The 26,412-nt window shown below is 47.0% G+C and carries 8 protein-coding genes; all 8 read left to right on the plus strand.

From position 1 onward, the window contains the following. Positions 1 to 61 precede the first annotated feature (61 nt). The 8 genes from MCB1EB_RS01970 (at position 62) to MCB1EB_RS02005 (ending at position 26,407) form a co-directional block, all read left to right on the plus strand. Positions 62 to 3,889, plus strand: coding sequence for an NACHT domain-containing protein (locus MCB1EB_RS01970; protein WP_052393829.1), 3,828 nt, complete (start codon positions 62 to 64; stop codon positions 3,887 to 3,889). A 156-nt stretch (positions 3,890 to 4,045) separates the two neighbouring features. Next, a complete protein-coding gene (locus MCB1EB_RS01975) occupies positions 4,046 to 4,294 on the plus strand; it encodes a hypothetical protein (RefSeq protein WP_052393827.1) in 249 nt (82 codons plus the stop codon). Positions 4,295 to 4,839: 545 nt separating this feature from the next. Then, positions 4,840 to 8,649, plus strand: a complete 3,810-nt coding sequence (locus MCB1EB_RS01980; RefSeq protein ID WP_052393826.1) for an NACHT domain-containing protein — start codon at positions 4,840 to 4,842, stop codon at positions 8,647 to 8,649. 345 nt (positions 8,650 to 8,994) lie between these two features. Next, the gene (locus tag MCB1EB_RS01985) at positions 8,995 to 12,795 is read left to right on the plus strand and encodes a WD40 domain-containing protein (RefSeq protein ID WP_052393825.1); all 3,801 of its coding nucleotides are present in this window, start codon (positions 8,995 to 8,997) and stop codon (positions 12,793 to 12,795) included. Between the two features lie 918 nt (positions 12,796 to 13,713). After that, positions 13,714 to 13,878 (plus strand): hypothetical protein, encoded by a 165-nt coding sequence (locus tag MCB1EB_RS11950; RefSeq protein ID WP_161566162.1) that lies wholly within the window; start codon positions 13,714 to 13,716, stop codon positions 13,876 to 13,878. 31 nt (positions 13,879 to 13,909) lie between these two features. Next, a complete protein-coding gene (locus MCB1EB_RS01995) occupies positions 13,910 to 14,170 on the plus strand; it encodes a hypothetical protein (RefSeq protein ID WP_045363272.1) in 261 nt (86 codons plus the stop codon). Positions 14,171 to 14,711: 541 nt separating this feature from the next. After that, complete coding sequence (locus MCB1EB_RS02000) at positions 14,712 to 20,336, plus strand: NACHT and WD40 repeat domain-containing protein (RefSeq protein WP_081953517.1); 5,625 nt, start codon at positions 14,712 to 14,714, stop codon at positions 20,334 to 20,336. A 248-nt stretch (positions 20,337 to 20,584) separates the two neighbouring features. Next, a complete protein-coding gene (locus MCB1EB_RS02005; protein ID WP_052393821.1) occupies positions 20,585 to 26,407 on the plus strand; it encodes a WD40 domain-containing protein in 5,823 nt (1,940 codons plus the stop codon). Positions 26,408 to 26,412 lie beyond the last annotated feature (5 nt).

Here is a 26,412-nt window from a genome sequence, read left to right on the forward strand (position 1 = left end):
ATCCGATGGTGAATCACTCAGACATAGGTTAAATACAAATTATTAAAAAGGGGTAGCCAGCATGTTGCCGATTAATCCAAGCCAAAATACTCAACCTTCTTTATCTTCGTATTTTTCCAAATTAGCTTCGTATTTTTCTAGTACGCAAGCACGAAACTATGACTCGAGTGAGAGCATGGTGCAAATCGGTAATGGCTTAATGAATAACTTAGTTATTGGCACAAATAATACAGCGAATAACCATATATATTTAGCCGCCTCAGATTCCAAGTTGTTAGAAACGCTAATGCTGCAGCATATTTTTGCCTTGCAGCCTAGTATTAAGCCGTTGGTCAACCTGGATTCGGCTATTGAAAAGTTACAGAAAAGGTATTTGGAAGGCCTACAGGAAGATAACGAAATCAAAGATGCGTTGTCGAACTATGTGGCGCCGGAAGGGATGGAGCTTCACGATCCAACTCGTTTTGATTTAAAAAGAAAGGTTCAAGATTTTTTGAGCTCGGACAAAAAAGTTTTACTTTTGCTAGGCGAAGCGGGTTCAGGTAAATCGACATTTAACCGTGATCTTGCGGTTAGCTTGTGGGAGGCCTATCTCCAGGGCGGTAAGTCAAAAAATATGCCAATTCCAGTATTTATAGGGTTATCTAGCTTGTCAGGGCCTGTTCGGAATCTAGTGAGCGCTTTTTTTGAGAAGCAAGGGTTCTCGAAAGAGCAGATCAAAGAATTACAAAGTAAACATAGATTTGTATTAATACTGGATGGTTTTGACGAGATTGAGCATCGACAGCAGATATTTTATAAAGATAATGAGTTAGATGACTGGAAAGGCTCAAAAATCATTATCAGCAGTCGTCCAGAATACTTAGGGCCAAACCATCAATACAAATTTCATTCACCAGGTGAGCGTACCACGTTACAGGAATATCGGTTAGCACCATTTTCGGAAGAAACTATAAAGCGGTATATTGATCGATACAGCAAAACTAATTCCAACGCGGTGTGGAGCGCAGAGCGATACAAAGAAGCCTTAGAAGAGCCAAGCTTAAAAGAGTTAGTCAGTAATCCATTTTTGCTGAAAATAACCTTGAACGTGTTGCCTGAATTGAGTCAAAGAGGCCAGACAGAGAATCAGCGCTTAACTCGAATTGCAATTTATGATCAATTTGTAAAAAGCTGGTTTGACCGTTCGCAACAGAGGCTAGATCAGATACTTGAGCTTAATTCAAAAGAAAGGGCAGAGTTTAAAAAATTGGAGCGGGAAGGATTTGCTGATTTCGGGGTGGAATATAGCCAAGAGCTTGCATTAGAAATGTACCAAGCTGGGGAAGTGGTAACGCATTATCAGGCTGTAACCCATGCGAGATGGAAAAAAAATGATACCTCTACAGAGGCGGATTGGCACAAGCGATTACTGAGCAATGAAGATGCAACGACAATGTTGATGCGCTTAAATGCGCCGTTAATATGCCAAAACAAGGCAGATGATTCAGGTAAAGAATATCGGTTTATCCATAAATCCTTACGGGATTATTTTGTAGCGCGGGCGCTGTGGGAAGAGCTAGGCATAGATGTTGAGCTTAAACAGTCAGCTTGGTTCAACCAAATAAATATAGTGAAAGATCCTGCTGTATTGCAATACTTAGCGGAGCAGGTGCAACTGGAAACGGAGTTAAAAGAGCGGCTTTTAAAGGTAGTGGAGCGCTCTAAGGAAGAACCTGAACTTGAGGTGGGAGCGGCTAATGCGCTGACGATATTGGTGAAAAGTGGCGTGTATCTGAGTGGCAAAGATTTCAACGGGATACGCGCACGGGGTGCGGATTTAAGTTATGGGATCTTCGACCTTACGCAATTTAAAGGTGCGGATTTAAAAGAGACAAATTGGTACCGTGCCTGGCTACGAGGGGTGAATTTGAATGGGGCGAATTTGGCTGGGATCGAATTGGGTGAAAAGCCGACTTTAAAAATAGAAAAGGAGGTTTATGCTTGTTGTTATTCGCCGGATGGTCGTTGGCTTGCCGTAGCGAATGCCGATGGTATTGGCCTTTATGGGACCGAGACTTTGGAACTAGTGCACACGTATGGTGATCGGAGGGTGATGAGTGTTGCATTTTCTTGTGATGGCCAGTGGCTCGCGTCTGGCAGTAAGGATAGTACTGTGGCGCTGTGGGGCGTATCTGACACACGAGCTCTCGCGCATATCTATCGTGGACATGAGGGCGGAGTCAAGGGCGTTGCATTTTCACACGATAGCCAGTGGGTCGCCTCCGGTAGCGATGATAAGACAGTGAAGCTATGGGGTGTGTCCGGCGCACGGACTCTCGAGCACACCTATGCTGGGCATAAGAATTGGGTGAGTAGTATCGCGTTTTCACACGATAGCCAGTGGCTCGCCTCTGGTAGTTGGGATAAGACGGTGAAGCTGTGGAGTGTAGGCGGCACAAAGGATCTTGTGCATACCTATACTGGGCATAAGAATAGAGTGAAGAGTATCGCATTTTCGCCCGATGGCCAGTGGGTCGCCTCTGGTAGTGACGATGAGGCAGTGAAGCTATGGAGCGTATTCGACGCCCGGGCTCTAGCGCACACCTATGCTGGGCATAAGCGGGGAGTGAATAGTGTCGCATTTTCGCCCGATGGTCAGTGGGTCGTCTCTGGTAGTGACGATGAGGCAGTGAAGCTATGGAGCGTAGGCGGCACAAAAGATCTCGTGCATACCTATATTGGACATAAAAATAGAGTGAAGAGTATCGCATTTTCACACGATAGCCAGTGGATCGCTTCTGGTAGTGATGATAAGACAGTGAAGCTATGGGGCTTATCCGGCTCTCGAGCCATCGTGCATACGTATCACAGGCATAAAGATTGGATAAATAGTGTTGCGTTTTCGTCTGACGGCCAATTTGATAGCGGAGATAATATGGTGAAGCTGTGGAGCATATCCAACGCACGGACTCTCGCGCACGTATATGTCGGGCATGAGGGGAGGAGTAGAGTCGCGGTTTCGCCTAATGGCCAATGGGTCGCGTCTAGTAGTGATGATAAGACAGTGAAACTATGGAGCACATCCGGCGCGTGCTCTCTCGCGCACATCTATGCCAACACCTACACGGGCGAGTTTATTTGGAGTTTTGTGACTGATATCGCGTTTTCGAGCGACAGCCAATGGATCGCCCTTGGCACAATCGATAATACGGTTTTGCTGTGGGGCGTATCCGGCGCTCGAGCTCTCGCGCATACGTATGGCGGGCATCAACATGGGGTAATGAGTGTCACGTTTTCGAGCGATGGGCTGTGGTTAGCGTCTGGAAGTTATGATACTACGGTGAAGCTGTGGCATGTCTCAGGCGATAGATCTTTGGCGCATACGTATGCCGGCCATACAGGTGCGGTGAACAGTGTCGCGTTTTCGAGCGATGGCCAGTGGTTAGCGTCTGGGAGTTATGATACTACGGTGAAATCGTGGCCTGTTTCGGGCGATCGATCTGTAGCGCACACATATACTGGGCATACGGAATCGGTGAATAGTGTCGCGTTTTCAGCCGATGGGCAGTGGTTAGCATCTGGAAGTTTGGATAATACAGTAAGGCTCTGGTCTGTTCGCACAAGCGATTGCCAAGCAATACTGCAAGACTTTGGATCTATCTATGTAGTTGCGTGGCAAATTTCGCCAGATGGCACAGCCATGCTTGCTACGGGAGGTCAGGCGGTTCGTCTTTGGCGGGTCTTTTATAACTCAGGCCAAATTGGCAAAATCACGTTAGATTGGACTTCAAGGCAAGACACGCTGACTGTAACAGATGCATTGATCGAAAATGCACGCAATTTAAGCCCTTTAAACGCTGCATTGCTAAGAGAGCGCGGCGCAGGGCAGGCGCAAATCAGTGAATAGCACCCGTAATATTTGACGTGATCTGCGAATAGCGCTGCGCTTGTTGTAGCTGTCTATAAAAAGTCTTTAATCCAAGTGCTTGCTCACGCCATTGTGGTGTTGACTACCTTTGACGGACACTTTTACACTATTTAAAATCAGTCTGATGCACTTCGTGTGCAGAATGCCTTGCGCAAACGATTGGAGAAATTTGGTCTGGCGCTCGAACCGACCAAGACCAAGCTCGTTGCCTTTGGTCGTTTTGCCCAACGGTACGCAAGCCATCACGGGAAGCGGCGTCCGGAGACGATTTACTTTCTGGGCTTCACCCTGTACTGCACGCGTAACCTGAAAGGCAATTTCAAGATAGAGATGCGCACAGAAAAGTTTCGCTCCGTCGTAGTCTGGTTAGTTTGCAAGACCTGATGCGTCAAGTGAGGCATTTATCGATTCGGGAACAAGCTGAAAAGCTCAATCGGGTATTACGCGGCCACTATGGCTACTATGGTATTACCGGGAACTTCCGGGCGTTAAAAGGTACATAGAGCGGTGGAGCGGTACTGGCGTAAGCTGCTAAGCAGCCGGAGCCGTGCAGGCGGCATTACCTGGGAAGTATTCCAGGAAATCAAGAAGCGATTTCTATTAATGCGACCAAAGCTGCATCTTCCCTATCGGGCGCTGCAAGCTATCGCGGTGCTGTGAATCAACTGCTAAAGAGCGTAGTGCGGGAAATCCGCACGCTACGTTCTGTGGGAACCGGGGGCGAGTGACTGCCTCCGGTCAACCCGGTCTGATGGTGAAATTCCATCGGTCTACTCACCAACTTCGAATAAAAGTCGAATACTTTGGAAAGTTTTGGCGTTGTTTATGTGCCAGCTTTGAGCAGGAAGTTTTATTCAGCGAAAGTTGGATTCTTAGTGGGTAGTGAGGTATTCAGCAGATCAACAAATTATTAGAGAGGAGCGACCAACATGTTTCCTATTTCAGAGGCACGATCAGTAACGCAAAACAGCTATGGCTTGATTAATATCTCAGTCTATGGTGCGCATAATGAATCTACAGTGAATTTCGACGCGAGGGCATTAGATCCTAAGGTAGTAGAAGCTTTAATGCAAAGCTTTGAAAAGAGCCAAGAAAATCAGAGGAAGGCGCTCCAACCTATACTCGAACCTCTTGCCAAACTCGGCGTCGATGCCGATAGATTCAAGCAAACGTATAAAAGCCATTTAGAGCGTAGCGGCGAAGTGGATGTGCTGTCGATGTATGTTCCGGTACAGGGTATAAAGAAAGGCCAACAAGGAGAAGAGACGGTAGAGCTTGAAGCAGAATTAGAACGATTCTTTGCTTCAGAGGCGACGGTATTTTTATTGCAGGGCGTAGCGGGCACAGGGAAATCGACCTTTAATCGACATTTAGCCCTCAAAAAGCTAGAGGATTATCAACGTCTGTCCCAAACCCAAAACGATCCGCCTCTAGTCTTTTTTATCGAACTGAGAAGCATTGAGAATCCGAATAAGCAGGTTATTGAACAATTTTTGCAGGGCCAAGGTTTTGCATCGGAGCAAATTGAATTATTACGGACTCACCTACACCAACGCTGTATTTTTATTTTTGATGGCTATGATGAGATCAAGGAAAGGAACCGTAATTTTTATGATTTGAATGAATTATGGCAGTGGGAAAAGGCCAAGTTTGTGATTACCAGCCGACCTGAGTATCTGGATACGAATTATCAAGCGTATTTCCGCCCTAAAAAAGCAGCGCCTGATGCACTTTGGGAAGCCAGGATGGCTCCATTCTCTGCCCAGCAAAGGTCGAATTACATTGAGAATTATGTCAACAAAAGCAATCCTCCGTGGACTGTAGAACAGTATGAGCAGGCATTTAACGAGTTGACCACTTTAAGCAAGGAACTAGAACGTCCTGTTGTGTTGCGGATGCTCTTGCAAATCCTGCCTGAACTGGGGGAAATGAACCCAAACCAGAAAGCCTTAACGCTCGGTGCGATTTATGAACACTACTTTCAGAAATGGTGGGGAAACTGGCAGACTCGCTTGGGGGCTATCGCATTAACACCGAATGAAGAAGAAGCCAAACAAGAGCTTTCTGAATGCGAAGGCGGGTTTATACAGCAAGGCTTTACTTATATAGAAAGTTGCGCCGTGGAGCTGACTAAAGCGGGGCTGACCTCGGCTCAGGATCACCCCAATTTTAAAAAACGAAACCGAGAAGTGCACGAAGTTTTTTTTACGGGAGGGGCGAGGACTCGACTACTGCGTTTTAACGCGCCATTCCAAATGAAGCAGAAGCAGCACTATGAATTTTCGCATAAGTCGATGCAGGAATATTTAGTGGCTCGAGCTATTTGCGCGCCTGATTTTGAAGCGATAGAACCTCATCCAGAAGATGTACTAAATCAGCTTTCGTTGGTTAAAGAGCCGGTTATTTTGGATTTTCTGGTTGAGCGGGTTAAAGGAAAACCGCAGTTTAAGGCGTACCTCCATGCATGGATAGAAGCCTCTAAAGATTCTAATGCGGTGAATTTAGGAGCAGCGAATGCGATGACGGTTCTGGTCAGAGCATGGGTACAGTTTTGGAAGATGAATTTAAATGGAATCCGGATACCTGGGGCAGATTTGAGTCATGGTGTATTTGATTCAGCACAGTTGCAAAGGGCGGATTTAAAAGGGGTTAGGGCATACAGTGCTTGGTTTCGCGGAGCCGATATGTCCGACGCAAACTTGGCTGGTATCGAATTTGGAGAAAAACCAGCCTTAGAAATGGATAGTGCTGTTTGGGCTTGTTGCTACTCGCTAGATAATTGCTGGCTGGCGGTCGGTACAAGAGGAGGTGACATTTATTTATATGATACGCAAGCGCTAGAACCCAGCTATACCCTAAAGAGGCCGCTTACTGGTTCTCGCCGTTGGATAAACGGCATCGCGTTTTCGCCAAATAGTCAATGGATGGTATCGGGTAGCGGTGACGGACTTGTAAAACTATGGTCAGTTAGCACGGGTCAGTTGGAACGCAAGTTTAACGGACATAGCGATGAAGTTTTAAGTGTTGAGTTTTCGCCGGATGGTCAGTTACTTGCCTCGGGCAGTGTTGATAAAAGTGTGAAATTATGGTCAATCAATACGGGCACACTTCAATACACATTTGAAGGGCACAACGCTATGGTGCAGAGTATTGTATTTTCGCCGGATGGCCAACGGCTTGTCTCAGGTAGCAAAGATCAAACTATCAAATTATGGGCGGTCCGAATGCCCAAACTTGAGTGTACGCTTGAGTTTGGCGAGATAGTATTGGGTGTATCACTCTCGTCAGACGGCAAATGGCTAGCATCTGGAGGAGTGGATAGTACAGTAAAGTTATGGACACTATCCAGCACAGGAGCACAGCTGCATCAAACTCTTAAACATGACGGTATAGTGAAGTGTGTATTAATTTCATCAGAGAGTAAATGGTTGGTGACCGGTGCCTTCGATAATAAGGTGAGGCTATGGAAGCTGGTCAGTACAGGTGCGCTATTGCATCAGACCTTTGAATGGCATAGCGATAAAGTGATGTGTATCTCAATGTCATCAGATCGTCGATGGATAGTATCTGGGAGTGATGACAAGACAGTTAAATTTTGGAGAGTAACCGGTACGGAATGGAGGGGGCATAGTCCGCGTGATGGGCATAGTGATCTGGTGTCGAGTATGTCGATCTCTTCAGATAGCAAATGGTTAGCGACCGGTAGCTGGGATAAAACAGTGAAGCTGTGGGCATTATCTAGTACAGGTGCACAGTTGCATCAAACGTTTAATGATCATGGTGATTCGGTACGAAGTGTTTTGATTTCACCAGACGGCAAGTGGTTAGCATCTGGGAGCGAAGATAAAACAGTTAAGCTATGGGAGCTAATAAGCACAGGCACGCGTTTGCATCAGACACTTGATGCGCATAGTGATGGAGTGTCAAGTATATCGATTTCTCCAGATAATAAATGGCTAGCGACTGGTGGTTGGGATGGAATAATAAAATTATGGACATTATCCAGTGCAGGTGCGCAGTTGCATCAAACGCTTAATGAGCATAGGGACTTGGTGCGAAGTATGTCTTTCTCACCAGATGGCAGGTGGTTAGCGTCTGGGAGTAAAGATAAAACAGCGAAGCTGTGGATGTTAAGTAAAACAGGTCTGCGTTTGTATCAAACTCTTGTTGGACACAGTGGGCCAGTGTGGAGCTTGTCAATCTCCTCAGATAGCAAGTGGTTAGCGACCGGTAGTTGGGATGGAACAGTGAAACTGTGGGGATTAGACAAAATAGGCGCGCAGTTATGTCAAACATTTGGTGGGCGGCATAGGGAAGCGCTAGAAGATGGGGTAGCGCGTAGGAACGGAGTATTAAGTGTATCAATCTCGCCAGATAACAAATGGTTAGCATATGGAGGGTGGAATAAAAAAGTGGAACTGCAGTCATTAGATACAGCAGAATATCAAGTGATAACTCGAGGTTTTGTTGGATCTATTTTTTCAATCATTTGGCAAAAGACAGACGGAGGCTTGACCAGAATCTTGATCGGTGGCGAGAGTGTTCTTCGCATTTTTCAACTAGAACGTAAAGTAAATTACTGGGCAGCCAGCTTAGTCTGGACCTCTCATCAAAACCAACTATCTGTAACCGATCTATTGCTTCGAGGTGTACAGGGGTTAAGTTCAGAGAATATTCACTTGTTAATTCAAAAGGGAGCAACACAAGTCAGTGAGCCTACGTCCGCACCTAAAGCCTGATCGGACTCTATAACGACTTGGTGGAAGCATTGATTGCGAAGCTTGCTGCAATTGCTGATAAAACGTTCTCAGTCCAAACACCCGCTCGCGCCAATGCCAGTAGACGCTGGTGTTATAGGCGTTGACTTTGGCAATTTCAGCAAGCGCAATTCCGGTGGGCTCTCGGTCAAATTCGGGAATCTAAATAGAAGTCAAAATAGCGAGATCGCTTTCAGAGTTTTTGATATTGCTAACCCTGTCGTAGTTTGTGGCGGATGGGCTTTATCCAGTGAAAGTGGGACTTTAATCAATAGTAAGTAATGTGCTCACAGATAGGAATGTGAGCTATAGAGGAAAATAACTAGCATGTTGCCGATTAATCCAAACCAAACTCAACCTTCTTTATCTTCATATTTTTCTCAAATCTCTTCGGCTTTTGCGGATGCGGCACGGACCGATTCAACGGATAGGTTGTATGAGCCAGCGGGATCCGTCATGCAAGTTAACTATGGCTTGATTAATATTCCAACCGTTGGTTCGCATAACGAAATTACAGTGCATTACCACTCAACGGGCTCAGATGCTGAATTATTACGAGAAATCCTGAGGCCACTGCAATGTATGGCGATGCAACCGAATAATGCACCACTAGCTAGTTTAGGTATTGAGGGGTTGCAGAAAAAATATTTAGAAAGCCTGCAAAAAGACAGAGAAATCAAAGATGCGTTGGCAATGTACATTGCGCCAGAATGCACCTCAATTACGAATATAAGAGAGCGCTTTAGCCTGGAAGAGAGGGTGAGAGATTTCTTAGTTTCAAAAGAAAAGAAAGTACTGCTTTTGTTGGGTGTGGCTGGCTCTGGTAAATCAACGTTTAACCGGTATTTGGCGCGAAGCTTATGGGAGGCCTATAACAAGGAAGCTAATAAATCTGGCCAGACACCGATCCCATTATTTATTTCGCTATCGAGCTTAAAGGAGCCGAATGCCAATCTTGTTTCAGAGTACCTAAAAAAAGAGGGGTTTACAGAGGGCCAGATAATGGATTTAAAAGCGAACTATCGCTTTATATTTATTCTAGATGGCTACGATGAGATTAAAGAGCGAACCCGTCTTTTCTATGCTGAAAATGAACTGGATGAATGGCAAGCCAAAGTAATTGTTACTAGTAGGCCAGAATATTTGGGCGACCGATATGAACGCCAGTTTCACCCAAAAGGTCAGGCGTATCTGCTTCAAACTTATCAACTCGCCCCATTCTCTGATTTATCGATTGAAGAATATGTAAACAAATATAAGAGCACATACCCAGAATTGGGAAAGAGAGTCTCAGGGTATGAAGAAATTTTAGAGCGATCTGAAGTCAAAGAGCTGATACGCAATCCTTTTTTACTCAAGTTGTCCTTGAGCGAATTGCCAGCTTTGGCCGAGAAATACAAGGATAGCAATCAACATATTACTCGGCTTGCATTATATGATCAATTTATGGAGAGCTGGTTTGAGCGTTCGCAAGATCGTTTGAGCGGCATTCGCTTAACTGACGCAGAACAGAAGGCATTTCATTTTCTAAATAAAGCTTTTATTAAGCATGGCACAAAATTCAGCAAAGATTTGGCGATAGAGATGTATCAGGCTGGATTGGTGCACGTGACGTATTCGGAACTGCTTTCTTATGACGAATCTAATGCGGTGACACAAGATTGGCGAGATAAATTTTTAAGTGACAATAACGAAAAAATTAAATTATTACGCTTTAATGCACCGCTGATTTGCCGAGATGATCAATATGAGTTTATCCATAAATCGGTCCAGGATTATTTGGTGGCGCGAGTGCTATGGGAGGAACTGGGCACTAGCGGCCGAATGGATCCCATTGCTTGGCTAAATAGATTAAATATCGTGAACGATCCCGCAGTATTGCAGTTTTTAACAGAACGTGTATGGCAAGAGGCGCAATTAAAAAGCCGGCTTTTAAGCGTAGTTGAACAATCTAAAGGGGAGGAAGATACTCAATTTGAGAGAGGGGCGGCGAATGCAATCACGGTCCTGGTTAAGGCAGGGGTGTCGTTTAAGGGAATGGACTTAAAGGGGATTCGGATCGCTGGTGCAGATCTAAGCTATGGCATGTTTGATTCAGCGCAGTTGGAAAAGGCGGATTTAAGTGAGGTCAAACTTCGCAAAAGTTGGTTGCGAGAAGCGAATTTAAGCGGAGCGCAGATGGCTGGGGTGCAGTTTGGTGAATGGCCATATTTGCAAGAGGAGAGCCCAGTGCGTTCCTGCGCTTATGCGCCGGATGGTCAAACCTATGCTGTAGGGCTTGGGAGCGGTCAGGTCAACGTATATAAGACCTCGAACTGGGAAAAAATTTATACCTTGGAAGGGCACACAGATGCAGTTTGGAGCGTAGCGTATTCGCCTCGAGGAAATCAGCTAGCTTCGGGGGGCGAGGACGAGACAGTGCGGTTGTGGGATGTAATGAGCGGAGCGCCGTTGCAGAGGTTAGAAGGAGAAGCTCGTGCATATGGAGTCCTGAGCGTAGTGTATTCGCCACGAGGAGATCAGTTAGCGTCGGGGAATGCTGACAAGACGGTGCGGTTGTGGGATGTAGAAAGCGGAGCGCTGCTGCAAAAGTTAGAAGGGCATACAGATTTTGTTTTGAGCGTAGCGTATTCGCCGCGAGGAGATCAACTAGCATCGGGGGGGCGTGATAGGATGGTGCGGCTGTGGGATGTAGAAAGCGGAGTGCCGCAGCAGAAGTTAGAAGGGCATACGGCTGCGGTTTATAGCGTAGCGTATTCTCCGAGAGGAGATCAGCTAGTGTCGGGGAGTAATGACTGGACGGTGCGGCTGTGGGATGTAGAAAGCGGAGCGCTGCTGCGGAAATTAGAAGGGCATGTCTCTGGAGTTTCTAGCGTAGCGTATTCCCCACGAGGAGATCAACTAGCGTCGGGGAGTGATGACAAAACGGTGTGTCTGTGGGATGTAGAAAGTGGAGCGCTACAACAGAAGCTAGAGGGGCATACGAATGCAGTTGATAGTGTAGTGTATTCTCCGCGAGGAGATCAGCTAAGTTCGGGGGGGTGGGACAAGACGGTACGCCTTTGGGATGTGGGAAGCGGAGTGCCGGTACAAAAGTTAAAAGGGCATACCGCTGGAGTTTTTGGCGTAACGTATTCGCCACGAAGAGATCAGCTAGCGTCGGGAAGTTTAGATAAGACGGTGCGTTTGTGGGATGTAAAAAGCGGAACGCAGCTGCAAAAGTTAGAAGGGCATACAGATTTTGTTTTGCGCGTAGTATATTCGCCGCAAGGAGATCAGCTAGCGTCGGGGAGTGCTGACAAGACGGTGCGGCTGTGGGATGTGGAAAGCGGTGCGCCACTGCAGAAGTTAGAGGGGCATACGGCTATGGTTTATAGCGTAGCGTATTCGCCGCGGGGAGATCAGCTAGCGTCAGGAAGTCTAGATAAGACAGTCCGCCTGTGGGATGCGGAAAGCGGAGCGCCGCTGCAGAAGTTAGAGGGACATACGGCTGGAGTTAACAGCGTAGTGTATCCGCCGCGAGGAGATCACCTAGCATCGGGGAGCGCTGACAAGACGGTACGGCTGTGGGACGCAAAGAGCGGAGCGTTGCTGCAAAAGTTAGAAGGGCATACAAGTGAAGTCGTAAGCATAGCGTATTCGCCGCGAGGAGATCAGCTAGCGTCGGGGAGTTGGGACAAGACGGTGCGGCTATGGGATGTAGAAAGCGGAGCGCCGCTACAGAAGTTAGAAGGGCATACCGCTTCAGTTTATAGCGTAATATATTTGCCGCGAGGAGATCAGCTAGTGTCGGGGAGTATAGACGGTACGGTAAGGCTATGGAAGACGCAAACAGGTGAATGTCATATCCTCATTCAGGATAGTGGGCCGGTGACAATCCTTGCCTGGAAAGAGGTTTTGCATGGTCAGGGCTATTTAGGCATAGGTAGTCAGGATAGGTCAGTTCGGCAGTGGGAATTAAAAGAAGAGAAAGGGAAATATAGCGCATATTTTAACTGGAGTACGGGGCATAGCTTTTTGACAGTGAGAGGGGCGTTAATAGAAGGAATAGAAGGGATAAGTGAAGTAAATCAGAAGCTGTTAAAGCAAAGGGGAGCCGTAGACAGTAAGGAATTGTTAGTGAATTAAATGAGTGTCTATCAGAGGGGATCTAATTAGATGTATTAGTCATTACTTAATCTGAGATTTCAATTATATTTCAGGCAACTGAGAGAAAGAAAAATCAGATGAATTATGTGTATTATTTTCGGCTGACTTTAAGCCGATGCGTGATCTTTTGGTGTGGCAATTGGGCGGCGATGTGCTCAAAGTCAGTGCTCATGTGTTTGGTTATCTGATCATTGCTAAAGCCTCGCTGCGTTTTTATGTGTTAGTAGAAATTATCCAGTTCAGCTTACTGGTGCTATTTTGTGTATATGTATTTTTTCTACACAAAAGGGGAAGATAAATGGCTGTAGTGTAAGTTTTTGGGGAGGGCAAAATAGGGCCATTTCTGCACTGAATGTTCTTTGACGAAAGATAGTGGCAAAGGTGTCAGTTGGAACCTAGAAAAACATGAATTTCGGAGCAAATAAAAAAGGCCTACATCGCTGTAGACCTTTTAAAATCTGGCTCCCCGACCAGGGCTCGAACCTGGGACCTGCGGATTAACAGTCCTAGAAAATTTCTTTAAATATCAACAAATTAACGAAGAATTTAGTAACTTCTCAATAACCCGGGGCAACTGCCATGCAAAGTTGCCTGGTTTAGTCAGTACACTTTGTCAAAATCAGTGAAGCAGCTTGCTCTGAGAGCGCAACGAATTTTGCTTGTAAAAGCTAGATGGCAATGTTAAGTTTTTTCGCATCGCTCTCATTTTCTACGTATTTATGTTCTCCCCCACCCAGTTCAAGCTACCCGACATCCCACGAGAAGGACTCATGCCGAAAGAGCAAGGAGTACTCGCGTGGGCTGAACGGCTGGCAGAAATAGCGAATGGCTTGGAGTAGAAAAATGAGCAACTGAGGCAAAAAGCCGCACGACTCAAAAAAGCCAGGAGCCCATAACTTGACGAGTGCTGTGTTGAAGGAACTTGTGGTGCCGTATGTCGCCGAAGTTGACCGAACGCCGACGATGTTGAAAGTGCTTGCATGGAGTGAGAGGTTGGTCGAAATCATCCATCACTTGCTAGAGAAAGAGGCGCACTTGAAAGATGAAGTCGCGGTACTCTAGGGGGAAAAGAAGCGCCCGAGGTTCAAGCCTAGTGTTAGAGCGCCCTGAGGTTCCACTCCACACCAACGACAGTGAACGCGACATTCGCGATCATGTGAAAAAGCAAAAGATCAGCGGCGGTACCCGAAGCGAACTCGGTCGGCAATGTCGCGATACCTTTTTTAGTTTGAAGAAGACCTGCCGCAAGCTGGGCATCTCGTTCTGGGATTACCTGACCGACCGTATTTCATGCAGCGATCAAATTCCTTTTCTGCCTCATCTCGTCGAACAACGCATCACGGCTTCTGCTTAAGCAGTTTGCCGACGTTCGCCCCGGGTTATTGAGAAGTTACAAAATCCGTTCCGCAATTGTCTCATAAACATGATCTTTAAGCCCTTAAGGGGCCTAAGTTTAATTTTTTTGCGGAATAAAAAAGATAGTTTAGTACAGGCTGTTCGGCTAATTTTCCGTAAAGCTTCTCTACTAATTCCTCGACGAAGTACTGCTGATGCTGAGAGCTGGTATCCACAACGACTCGGAAATACCACAACAGTTTGCCGTTTTCTAGGAATTTCGATGAATTACCATGGCGCAGGAGCAACCGTCCCTCTGCGTATCGCAAACATCCACCGGTAAGTCCCCCACAGCCAGCAATAAAAATGAAAAAGGATCTGCTTGCTTTCTGGCAAGCAGTCCACTAACGTTTAAATGAGTTTGTTTGTGTCTGGCCTGATGTATTAGGGCAGAATCTGATTCAATATTTGCATAGTCGTCATTGTCGATGGCTGGTGGCAAAACGCGATACTAATCGTGCTTATGCAGGTCTGATCTGATTTATATGTAGGGGAAAATAATGAGCCCGTCCTTACCAGAATCTGTTGCATCTAAACTCGGAGAGTTCTATCTAATTCAGGCTCGTGATCAAAGGAGGAGGAAGAATTTTGAAGTGGCGCTGGATTTATACACGCGGGCGAAAGAAGTACTAACAGAAATGGCCCGCGAGCGCAGTCTAACAACACTATCGTGCGCGAAATCTGCTTTCAGAAGGGCTCGAGCCCCAGAGAGTCAGGCGGATATAACATTACGGACCCGAATTGCTGACGTCTATTTAGAACGAGGGGATGCATTCAAAGATTCGAATTTACCTGACAAGGCGTCGGCCAGTTATCATAAAGCGGAGGACTGGGGGCATCCTGATGCGCAGAAGCGCATGGACATTTTGAAAGATTTTTTCCCACGTGAAACGAAGTCTTGGTTGGGCCGCCGCGTAGGACACCTTAGGCAATCCGAGCCTTCCGCTGCTCATATTACTGCTAGTACCAGTACCAGTGCGGAAATAAATACCCTTCCCTTACAATTTTTTCTCAAAAATTCACCCGTACTTGCGCCGGCAGTGAGGGCGCCACTCCCTGAAGTAGATGGCCGCGTTCTCAACATGCAGCACCTAGCGTATTGCCTGGCCGTGTTACCGTGCAATACGTCGGAACAGTTAGCCGAAGAGCCACAAGAGTTTGACCTCAACGCAGACGAGCGGATCTGGTCAGATGGCACCGTAAATACAGAGGAGGCAGATCGGTTATACAGACTTGCTATCGATGCTGTCGACGCGTTTTATGGCGATAGACTTAAAGACGCAGCGACCGTAGCCGAAATCGTAATGTTAGCCCCTGTCCTGAAAAAAGGTATCTTTAGAAAATTGCTCGGTGAGCTCATTGATGGAGTTAGGGAGGGCACGCTGTTAGAGATCGACTTACTTGACGGTATAGCTCAGATGATCCGCAGTGCAGCACCAAATTTCTTAGAAAATGGCGATTTAGTCAGCATCCTAGTAGCCTTAAGTGATCGCCTGAATAAAACGTTTGGTAAAAGTACCGAGGACCTTTATCGCTTGACCTATGTGGTATCTCTCGTGTTAGACGCCATGGCCGATAATAATTTAAAAGGCTTAGACCGCGAGACTCTTCGTGAGCCCCTAATGGCTTATTTAAAAGGTTTAAAAGGTGACGTTGACCCACATTTGATTTATCAAGCCACCTACGCGTGTGAAGCCCTAAAGTATGTCGAGGATAATGAAACCCCGTGTCAATCTGTGATACGCCGCGGGAGGGTGCTCGTCAAAGGAGTCTCAGGCCTGGTAAGCGCAGTCAAAGGCTTTGATTTGGACAAATTCTTAACAAGCTGTGGGGATATTTTAGAAATAGCTGGAGACATTGGTGAAGTATTTGATGCATTTGAGAATGTTTATGGACAGTTTAGAGAATTATATGATAGCAGTCTGGAGTTTGCGGATTGCCTTAAAGAGGGCTTAAAATTTACGCGCAAACGCGCCTGGTATAAAGTGCTGCGTGGAGCGGATGAAATGCTGAAACAGCAGCGATTGACTGAGTTTGAGCAACTGGTGCGGCGGGCGCCTTGTTCCAAGGATAGAGCCTTTCAATGGGGCCTGAGTGAACGATTAGGTCAATTGGCGGCTGATCCCCGTTTGAAAGATGAAACCCGGCAAGGAGCTTTACATTTTCTGAGCGATCTTTATGAAAACGATAAGAAATGGGGAAAGTCGGCGAGTGTTAAGAAACGGATTATTGAGATCATCAGAAAATTGTCTGCTGCTGCTTCCCCAGTGGACAAGGCTGCAAAAGAGCTGTTAGGTCAGTTAGAAAATTCAGATGACGAGGACAGACAAGCTTTCTTTCAAGCGTGTAAAAATGCGCCCCTAAGCCCTTATCCGCTTTTTACCGAGCCATTGCCACCTGTTTTTCCAACTCTGCTTGATCGTGTTCAGCATAAGCCCGAAGTTGAACCTAGTTTACGCATATTGAAAAAAAGGCGCTTGGAAGCGTGGCCGCCGGAGGATAAAGCGCTGTATGTCTCACCCAAAGGCAAGGCCAGTCTTTACGCGACCGATACTTTCGAATTAAAGCCTAAGGTTGACGAATTTCTGGGAAGCAAAAAACAAGTGTTATTGTTGTTAGGTGATTCGGGAGGGGGTAAATCAATCTTTACCCGCTTCCTTGAAACACAGTTATGGGAAAAAGGCGGCGATTGTATTCCTCTATTGATTACATTGCCTGATATTGATAACCCAGTGCATCAGCTGGTCGATAAACATTTGCGTAGAGAAGGTTTCAGCGAGCTGCAGGTTCAAGAATTAAAAGCATATCGCAAATTTGTCTTTATTCTAGATAGCTACGATGAAGGCCAGCAGACTCAAAATCTATATAAGGGCAACAAATTCAATCAGGCGGGACAATGGCAAGGCAAAGTAATCATTAGCTGCCGCACGGGGTATTGGGGAGCCGATGACCGAGCTCGCTTTGAACCGGATGATCCAAAATTGTTAGAGGAAGTGGTGATTGCGCCATTTGCAGAAAAAGAGATTACAGCGTATCGAGAGGCCTATGTGAAAGCCAATCCACTAGGTTGGTCAGTCGCGCACTACAAATACATGCTAGATAATATTCCCAGCTTAAAAGAATTAGTGAGCAATCCTTTTCTGCTGCAGATTGCACTAAAAGTATTGCCGCGTTTAGTGAATCTGGAAAAAGATTTGTCTGATGTCCGCTTAACACGGGTAGCTCTCTATGACCAGTTCGTTGAACAATGGTTTGAGCGTGCGAAACAACGCTTCTTAGATGAAAAAAAATTCTCGGAGCAAGAAAAGAAAGCTTTTGAAGAGTTGCTTGACGAAGGGTTTACTCGGAATGGCATTGCATTTGTAAAGGGGCTAGCTGTTCAGCTTTATGAAAGGCAGGGGGTTAACCCGATCGTTAGGTATGTCCGTTTTGAAGACAAAGGAACGTGGAAAGAAGAGTTTTTCGGCTTAGAAGATGAAAAGCGGCTGCTGCGTGATGCCTGGCCATTAAACCGTAGTGGAGAGCGGCATCAGTTTCTCCATACATCGTTGCTGGAATATTTTGTGGCTCGTGCTGTGTTTGAACCGCAAAATATTGTGGGTCGTTCAGAGATGGTGCCTACACCAAAACCACCCCAGCTTCGCCGAGTCAGCTCTCAGCTTAGCATTGACACTCAAGCGGAGTCAGAAGAGGATTTAGCAGTTGAAACCCCTCTGCATGACTCCCTTTTAACTCGCAAGAATCTGATCAAATACCCATCGATCCTGTATTTTTTAGTCGAGCGAGCGCAGACAGAGCCAAAGTTCCGAGAACAACTCCGCGCTTTGATTGAGCACTCGAAAACTGATTCAGATTTTTGGAAAGGCGCGGTCGAGTCAGGTCAGGAAGCTGCAACCAAAGCAATTAAAAAAGCTGCAGCTAATGCAATCACGATCTTGGTTAAAGCTGGAGTGCAATTTAATGGTGTTGATTTAAAAAAGATTCAAGTGCCGAGAGCGGATCTCGGTTTCGGGGTCTTTGATCGTGCGCAGTTGCAGGGCGCTGATCTTAGGAAAGTTAACTTCCAAGGTGCGTGGTTGCGTGGGGCAAATTTGAGAGGGGCGATTCTGAGAGGGGTTAACTTTGGTGAGCGGCCTAGTTTAGAGGTGCTTAGCGAGGTTAATGACTGTTGTTATTCACGTCATCGGCACAAGTTGGCTATTGGCACGTTCGGTGGTGAGGTTAAGCTCTATCAAACAGATACTTTGGAGCAAATACATACGCCTATGCAGCATGGCCGTACAGTGACGAGTGTAGATTTTTCGCCGCCAGAAGGCCAGTTCCTGGCGTCGGGAAGCCTAGATGGGACGGTGAAGCTGTGGAGCGTGGAACTCGGAATTGGGTTACATACGCTTAGAGGGCACAGTGATGGGGTGTTGAGTGTGAGATTTTCGCCAAACGGTGAGTTTCTAGCGTCGGGGAGTCGTGATAAAACAGTGAGGCTGTCGAGCGTGGAATGCAAAGAAGAGCCGCGCATATTTAACGGACATATTAGTTGGGTGACGAGTGTAGATTTTTCGCCGCCAGAAGGCCAATTCCTGGCGTCGGGGAGTCTGGATAGGACGGTGAAGCTGTGGAAGTATAGAGATGAAGGTGAAACAGCGTGGCGTACGCTTGTAGGGCACAGTGATGGGGTGTTGAGTGTGAAATTTTCGCCAAACGGTGAGTTTCTAGCATCGGGGAGCCGTGATAAAACAGTGAGGCTGTGGAGTGTGGAACGCGAAGAAGAGCCGCGTACGTTTAAGGGGCATGGTAGATGGGTGAATAGTGTGAACTTTTCGCCAAAGGGCGGGCTTTTGGCATCGGGGAGCGGGGATGGGACCGTGAAGCTATGGAGCGTGGAAAGTGGAGAAGTGTTGCATACGCTTGAAGGGCATAGTGGTTGGGTGAAGAGCGTAGATTTTTCGACAGACGGCGAGTTCCTAGCGTCAGGGAGTGATGATAAGACGGTGAGGCTGTGGAGCGTGTACGGTGGAGAAGCGTTGCATACGCTTGAAGGGCATAGTGGTCGGGTGAAGAGTGTGAATTTCTGGGCTCCAAACGGCGAGCTCCTGGCGTCGGGGAGTACAGATGAGACCGTGAAGCTATGGAGGGTGGAAAACAGGGAAGTATTGCATACGCTCAAAGGGCATAGTAATGAGGTACTTAGTGTAAATTTTTCGGCAGACGGTGAATTTCTAGTGTCGGGGTGTCGTGACAAAACACTGGAGCTGTGGAAAGTGAAAAGCGGAGAAAGGTTACGTAAGATTGACGACGGGCATAGTGACAAAGTGAGTAGCGTGAATTTCTCACTGCCAGAGGGCAACAATACCCTGGCGTCAGGGAGCAGAGATGGGACAGTGAAGCTGTGGAACGTGGGAAGTCAAAATGAGTTGCGTACGCTTAAAGGACATAGTTGGGCGGTAACCAGTGTGAGTTTTTCACCGCCAAATGGCGAGCTCCTGGCGGCGGGGGGATGGGATGGGAGCGTGAAGCTGTGGGACGTGGAAACCGGAGAGGTGTTGCCATATATGTTTGAAGGGCATAGTGATGAGGTGACTAGTGTAGATTTTTCGCCGCCCGAAGGTCAGTTCCTGGCGTCGGGGAGCATGGATGGGACGGTGAAGCTGTGGAGCGTGGAACACGGAATTGGGTTACGTACGCTTAGAGGGCATCGTGATGGGGTGTTGAGCGTGAGATTTTCACCAGACGGTGGACTTATAGCGTCAGGGAGCCGTGATAAGACAGTGAGGCTTTGGAGAGTAGAAAGCGGAGAAGCGTTGCGTACGTTTAAAGGTTTTGTTGGGAGGATCGATTCAATAGTTTGGCAAGAATCTCATGATAGAGGCATTAAAATGCTGGTGGCGGGCGGAAGAGGTCGCGCGGTCCATATTTGGAAAATAAAGCCCATAATAAGCATAGACAATGATCGGGAGGTTAGCTTACATTGGGTCTCATCTCAAAACGAACTGACCTTAACCGATATGTTTATTCAAGGCGCCCAGAGTTTAAGTCTAATGAATAAAAGCCTACTTAGGGAAAGGGGCGCGCGTGGTAATCCTGCCGAAACATCGGGGGAGCGCGGGTCCGGTACTAGTGACTGGTGAGTAGCTTTTTTTGGGGGGACTAATATACCTAAAAACAATTCGTCCAATCAAACTAAAGGACTATACGAGCCGCAAGCTTGTCTAGCATTTGTTAACTTTGAACAGGATGTGGGTTCGCGATAGGGTGTTCAAGCAAGTAGCGATGAGGTGGCAGAAGGTCAGTCAGAAGGTTAAGCTAAATCGCAGGTATATCAGTTTGAAGTTTAAGAAGTGGCTTGGCAAACTAGAAGCAACTCATATGTACCATTATGCTACCAGTGTCTGGAGTTGGGAGTTCTACTAAGACGCACGGTTTTGTCGACAATCAGAATGACTACACGCAAAGGGGTAAAGAGTATCTAGAAGGGGCTCGTCGGAAGCTGCAAGATGAAAAATTTCTTAGCGCTCAAGAATTATTTATCAAAGCAGAATACGCTTTTAAAAAAATTGATCCCTCTAAAAGGAATATTGAGGTTGACGGATATCTAGCCCAAGCCTATCTGGAGCGTGGTGATCTGTTACGAAGGATGGGGCTATTCGAAAAAGCGCGTGCTTGTTATGAAGCGGCCAGAGAGTTCGGTCCAGATGCAGCATCCCAAAAACTGCAGGCATTGAATGTTCCTAAGGCGCAAAGTTCTCTTCAAAAATCCACATCCCAAAGCGTCGTCGCATCGTTAAGCAGCCTAGGAATACCCATATCCTCCCAGTTCGACGTACTTCATTTTAAACATAACCCGCCACCGGCTGATACTGAGCATTATGAGGTTGTCACGGATCCGAACGACATCAAAAATACTCACCATCTGGCGCAATGCTTGCAAACTCTCAAGCCATCTGCAGCGCAAGAATTAAACAAATTAGCATTTAATATATTAGAAGTCTTTGGGAAAAGAGAGCCTAAAAATTTAGATGTATGGCGTGAAGTTATTCCGTTAGCGGCAACGCCGGATCCAGAGAAATTCCGCTATTTGCTCGGCGAAGTCTATAAAGTACTGTCTGAAAATCCCTTGGATTTATCGGCACTCCAAAGTCTGGCCGTAATAATTCATAACCTGCCGCCTGAACCGCTATCTAAGCGCAGTGCAAGAGATTTAGTTAAACTGTTGCAAGCTTTGACAGAGCGTTTACGTAGCCAACATCGGGAAGGCAACATACAGCAATTTCAGCCACTACTGCAAATTACTTCACAGATCTTAGATGCTATGGCCAAAGTTGGGGCCACCAGCATTAACCGTACACAAGTGCAAGAGCCGCTGGATAAAATCTTATCGGAGTTAATGAAAACCCCAGCGTTGCGCTTTCAAGCCTATTATGCGCGTCAAGCGCTAGCGCATATTCCCAATGAGGGGAGTGACACCAGCCGCTGGCAAGAAGTGTGGGATCGGAGCGTAAGAGTGGTTTTAGGGGCAGCTACCTTAGCCAGTGCGGTGCGGACTTTAGACCAGAATGAATTGCTAGAAGCTTTTGACCATTTTAGCGAGGTATTTTCTGGTGCAGAGCAGGCTGTGAAGCGTTTAGCCGAGCTAGCTGATGAAATGAAAGACTTTGGCTCAGGTGTGCAAGAAGCGGGCACAGCCATCCGTGAGAGGCTAACAAAAAGCAGGCCAGATCGCTGGTATGCAGCACTGCAATTTCTGGATACTTGCTTAGAAGAAGGGCAGTTTATCCAATTTGAGCAGTTTGCGCGGCAAAGCCCATTTAGGAGTAACGAAGCTTTCTTATTGGGCCTGTGCCAACGCTTAGAACAAATAGTTCGCACTCAAAAAGAGGAAGCGATTCAAGGAGCGGCAATTCAATTCTTAGGTGAATTTCTGCAAAATGAGAATCAACTGTGGGGGCAATATGAGCGCATGCGGCAAGCAGTACGTCATGTCTTAGGTCGGCTAGAAAATGTCAAGGGTTTGCCTGATCAGATACGAAAGCAAGCCAAAGTGATATTGGAGCAGTTGCCACCCAGTGCACAGCAGGCCGGTATGGAAAGTGAAGTGGACTGCTATGTTGTACCTGTGTGGGACCCTGCCTGGCAGCAAGTCAGCACCCAGTCGCTATATAAGGCACGGAATGATGACCGCCGTCTAACTCAAAATGTCGCCTTGCAAGAACATCGAGTTGATATGCTACCAAATATCTCAAGCCAAAGCCCTCAACCTTCCGTAACTTCGTATTTGCCTCAATTGGCTTCGGCTTTCTTTGATACGGCGGCGCGAATCCATTCAGCTAATAGGGTTTATGACACAGCAAGCTCTGTTATGCTGCAAATCAGCTCTGGGGTGGCTAGTATCCCAATCCATGGCTCCTCGCATGACATCACCGTGAATTACCACTCAACGCCTGAAGATGCCAACTTGTTAGCAGAAATCCTGAGGCCACTGCAAAGCACGGCCTGGCAACCGAATACCGCCCCGTTAGCCAGTCTGGATATTAAGACGTTGCAAAAAAAGTATTTAGAGGGCCTGCAGAAAGATAACGAAATTAAAGATGCGTTGGCGATCTATGTTGCGCCGGAGTGCACTTCAATTACGAATACAAAAGAGCGCTTTAGCCTGGAAGAGAAGGTGAGAGACTTCTTAGCTTCAAAAGAAAAGAAAGTGCTACTTTTGTTGGGCGTAGCGGGTTCTGGCAAATCAACGTTTAATCGGCACCTTGCTTGCCGCCTATGGGATGACTATAACAAAGCAGAGTCATCGCAGGAGTGTCCTATTCCCTTATTCATTCCGCTATCCACCTTGAAAAATTCGGGTGAAAATCTGATTGCGGAATATCTGAAAGAGCAAGGCTTGTCGGCAGCCCAGATAGAGGTTTTGCGTATGTCACGGCACTTTATCTTTATTCTAGACAGTTATGATGAGATTGTGCCGCGCTCGCGTGCCTTCTACTCGGATAATGGGTTAGATCGGTGGCAAGCGCACGTGATTATTAGCAGCCGGCCAGAATATTTAGGATCTAATTATCAATACATGTTCCATCCGCCCGGCGAGCGCACTGCCCTCCAGGAATATCAATTGGCCCCATTTTCGGGCGAAACGATAAAACAATATGTCGATCAATATAAAAAAGCCCATCCAGAAGGGTCGTGGAGTGCTGAACAGTATAAAGAAGCATTAAAGCATGGAGACTTAAAAGAGCTGGTTGGCAATCCATTTTTGCTCAAAATAACGTTGAGCGTTTTGCCTGAATTGAGTAAGGCGCTTAAAGAGAAAGATCAGCATTTTACTCGGCTTGCCCTTTATGACCAGTTTGTGAAGAGCTGGTTTGAGCGCTCTGAAGATCGCTTAAGGCGGATTCAATTAAAGGAAGACGAGCGCAAAGCATTTAATCGCTTAAGTGAAGAGGGCTTTGGCGAGCATAGCGTTGCTTTTAGTAAGCGCTTCGCAGTAGCGATGTACCAGGCTCAGGCAGTGGCGGTGACCTATTTGGCGGCAAACCGCTCTGAGAGTCAGAATTGGGAACCTTTTTTGGGCAGTGATAATGAAGAGACGCGATTGCTCCGTTTTAATGCGCCTTTAAGCCGCCAAGGTAATCAGTATCGGTTTATCCATAAAACCTTACAAGACTATTTTGTGGCCCGTGCGCTGTGGGAGGAGATGAGAGAGCAGTTAGATTTGTCCAATGAACTGAGCGTAGTGAGAAATCTGCGTCCGCTATGGGAAGGGCTCGGAGATCTTGTTAAGTTGGAGCCATCGGCTTTGTTCAACCAACTGAACGTAGTGGAAGATCCCGCGGTGCTGAGCTTTTTAGCAGAGCGGGTGCGGCAGGAGGGCGGGTTGATAAAGCCGCTCTTAGGTTGGGTGAAGGCGTCGAAGGCGCAAGATGGCATTGAAAAAGCCGCAGCGAACGCGCTGACAATCCTAGTTAAAGCCGGTGGACAGTTTAATGGATTGGACTTAAGAAAAATCAAAGTGCCAGGAGCAGATTTACGTTATGGGATATTTGATTCTGCACAGTTGCAAGGTGCAGATTTAAGCCAAGTGAAATTCCGAGGCGCGTGGTTGCGTAAGGCAAATCTCGAAGGAGCAAATCTAAAAGAGGTTAAATTTGGAGAGCTGCCTAGTTTAGAGGTGGGTAGATGGGTTAATGACTGTTGTTATTCCTCCGATGGGCGCTGGTTGGCTGTTGGTACGGGCACGGGGAAGGATGGTGATGGCGCGATTCGACTGTATCAAATTGAGAAATTAGAGCTGGTACAGGTGAATACGTTTGAAGAACCTAAGAGTTGGGTGAATAGTGTGACTTTTTCGCCGAAAAAAGGCGAAGGTGAGGTTCTAGCGTCGGGGAGTGGTGACGGGATGGTGAGGCTATGGAACGTGGGCAGCGGAGTAAACTTGAAGGAGCTTAATCATGGTGGGAGTGTGAATAGTGTGAGTTTTTCGCGCAACGGCGAGATGCTAGCGTCGGGAAGTACTGATGGGACGGTGAAGTTGTGGAGCATGAAAAGCGGAAAAGAGTTCGGAAACGCGTTGCATACAATACTTGAAAGTCATTACAAGGGGGTGAATAGTGTGACTTTTTCGCTCGAAGGCAAGAAGATCCTAGCCTCGGGGGGTACTGATGGGACGGTAAAACTGTGGAGCATGGAAGATGGAGAAGAGTTTGGAAAAGCGTTGGCTTTAAAAGTGCATCATGGGATAGTGAATAGTGTGAGTTTTTCGCCCGACGGTACGATCCTAGCGTCGGGGGGTGCTGACAAAACAGTGAAGCTGTGGAAAATAGAAGTGTTGCCTAGGCTAGAAAAAGAGCCAGAAGAGCCGCGTACGCTTCGGGGGCATAATAATGAGGTAAGGAGTGTGACTTTTTCGCCCGACGGCAAGATCCTGGCGTCAGGGGGAGCTGATTGGATGGTGAATCTGTGGAACGTGGAAAGCGGAGAAGTATTGTATACATTTGAAGGGCATACCAGTTTGGTGAATAGTGTGAATTTTTCACCCAACAGCGATTTCCTGGCGTCGGGGGGACCAGATAAGATGGTAAGACTGTGGCGAGTGGAAGGCAGTGAAGAATTGCATGCGCTTGAAGGGCATCGTGGTCCGGTGCATAGTGTGGACCTTTCGCCCAATGGCGAGATCCTAGCGTCGGGGGGTAGTGATAAGACAGTGAAGCTATGGAGCGTAGAAAGCGGAGAAATGTTACAGACGCTTGAAGGGCATAGTGATCAGGTCACTAGTGTGAGTTTTTCCCCAGATGACAGATTTCTAGCGTCGGGGAGTTGGGATGGGGCGGTGAAGATGTGGCAACGGAGCGTGGAAAGCGGAGGAGCATGGGCTATATTGGATAGGCCGCTGCTTGTAGGGCATGAGGCTTCGGTGTGGAGTGTGAGATTTTCGTCAAATGGCAAGTTCGTGGCGTCGGGGAGTAATGATAAGATGGTGAGGCTATGGAACGTGCAAAGCGGACAAGAATTGCGTAAGTTTGTAGGACATAGTGAATGGGTGTCGAGTGTGATTTTTTCACCAGACAGTCAGTTCCTAGCGTCAGGGAGTTGGGATAAGACGGTGAAGCTGTGGAGCATAGAAAGCGGAGAAATTTTATATACGCTTGAAGGGCATAGTGATTGGGTGACGACTGTAAATTTTTCACCCGACAGTCAGTTCCTAGCGTCGGGGAGTGGTGATAAGACAGTGAAGCTGTGGAGGATGAGAAGCGGAGAAGGGTTATGTATATTGTATTATACGCTTCAAGGGCATTGTGATCAGGTCACTAGTGTAAATTTTTCACCAGACGGTGGGGTCCTAGCATCGGGAAGTAAGGATAATACAGTGAAGCTGTGGAGCGTAGAAAGCGGAGAAATGTTATATACGCTTGCAGGTTTTGTTGGGAAGATCAAGTCAATAGATTGGCAAAATCCTTCAGAAAGGCGTGTTAAAATGAAAATGGCCGGCAATATGGGCAGCGCGGTTCATATTTGGCAAATAGAACGCGAAGATAAGGACTGGACAGTCGAGTTAGGTTGGACCTCCTCTCAAAACGAGCGGGTGGTAGCTGGTATGTCTATTCACGGCGCACAGAATTTAAGTTTAATGGATATCCGTCTACTCAAGCAAAGGGGTGCGCTTGGGGAGCCTGAGGCGAACCCCCTCCGACTTATAAGCCGGTAGCAATG

Origin of the sequence: Mycoavidus cysteinexigens (assembly GCF_003966915.1) — a bacterium.
In the GTDB taxonomy this organism is placed as follows: domain Bacteria; phylum Pseudomonadota; class Gammaproteobacteria; order Burkholderiales; family Burkholderiaceae; genus Mycoavidus; species Mycoavidus cysteinexigens.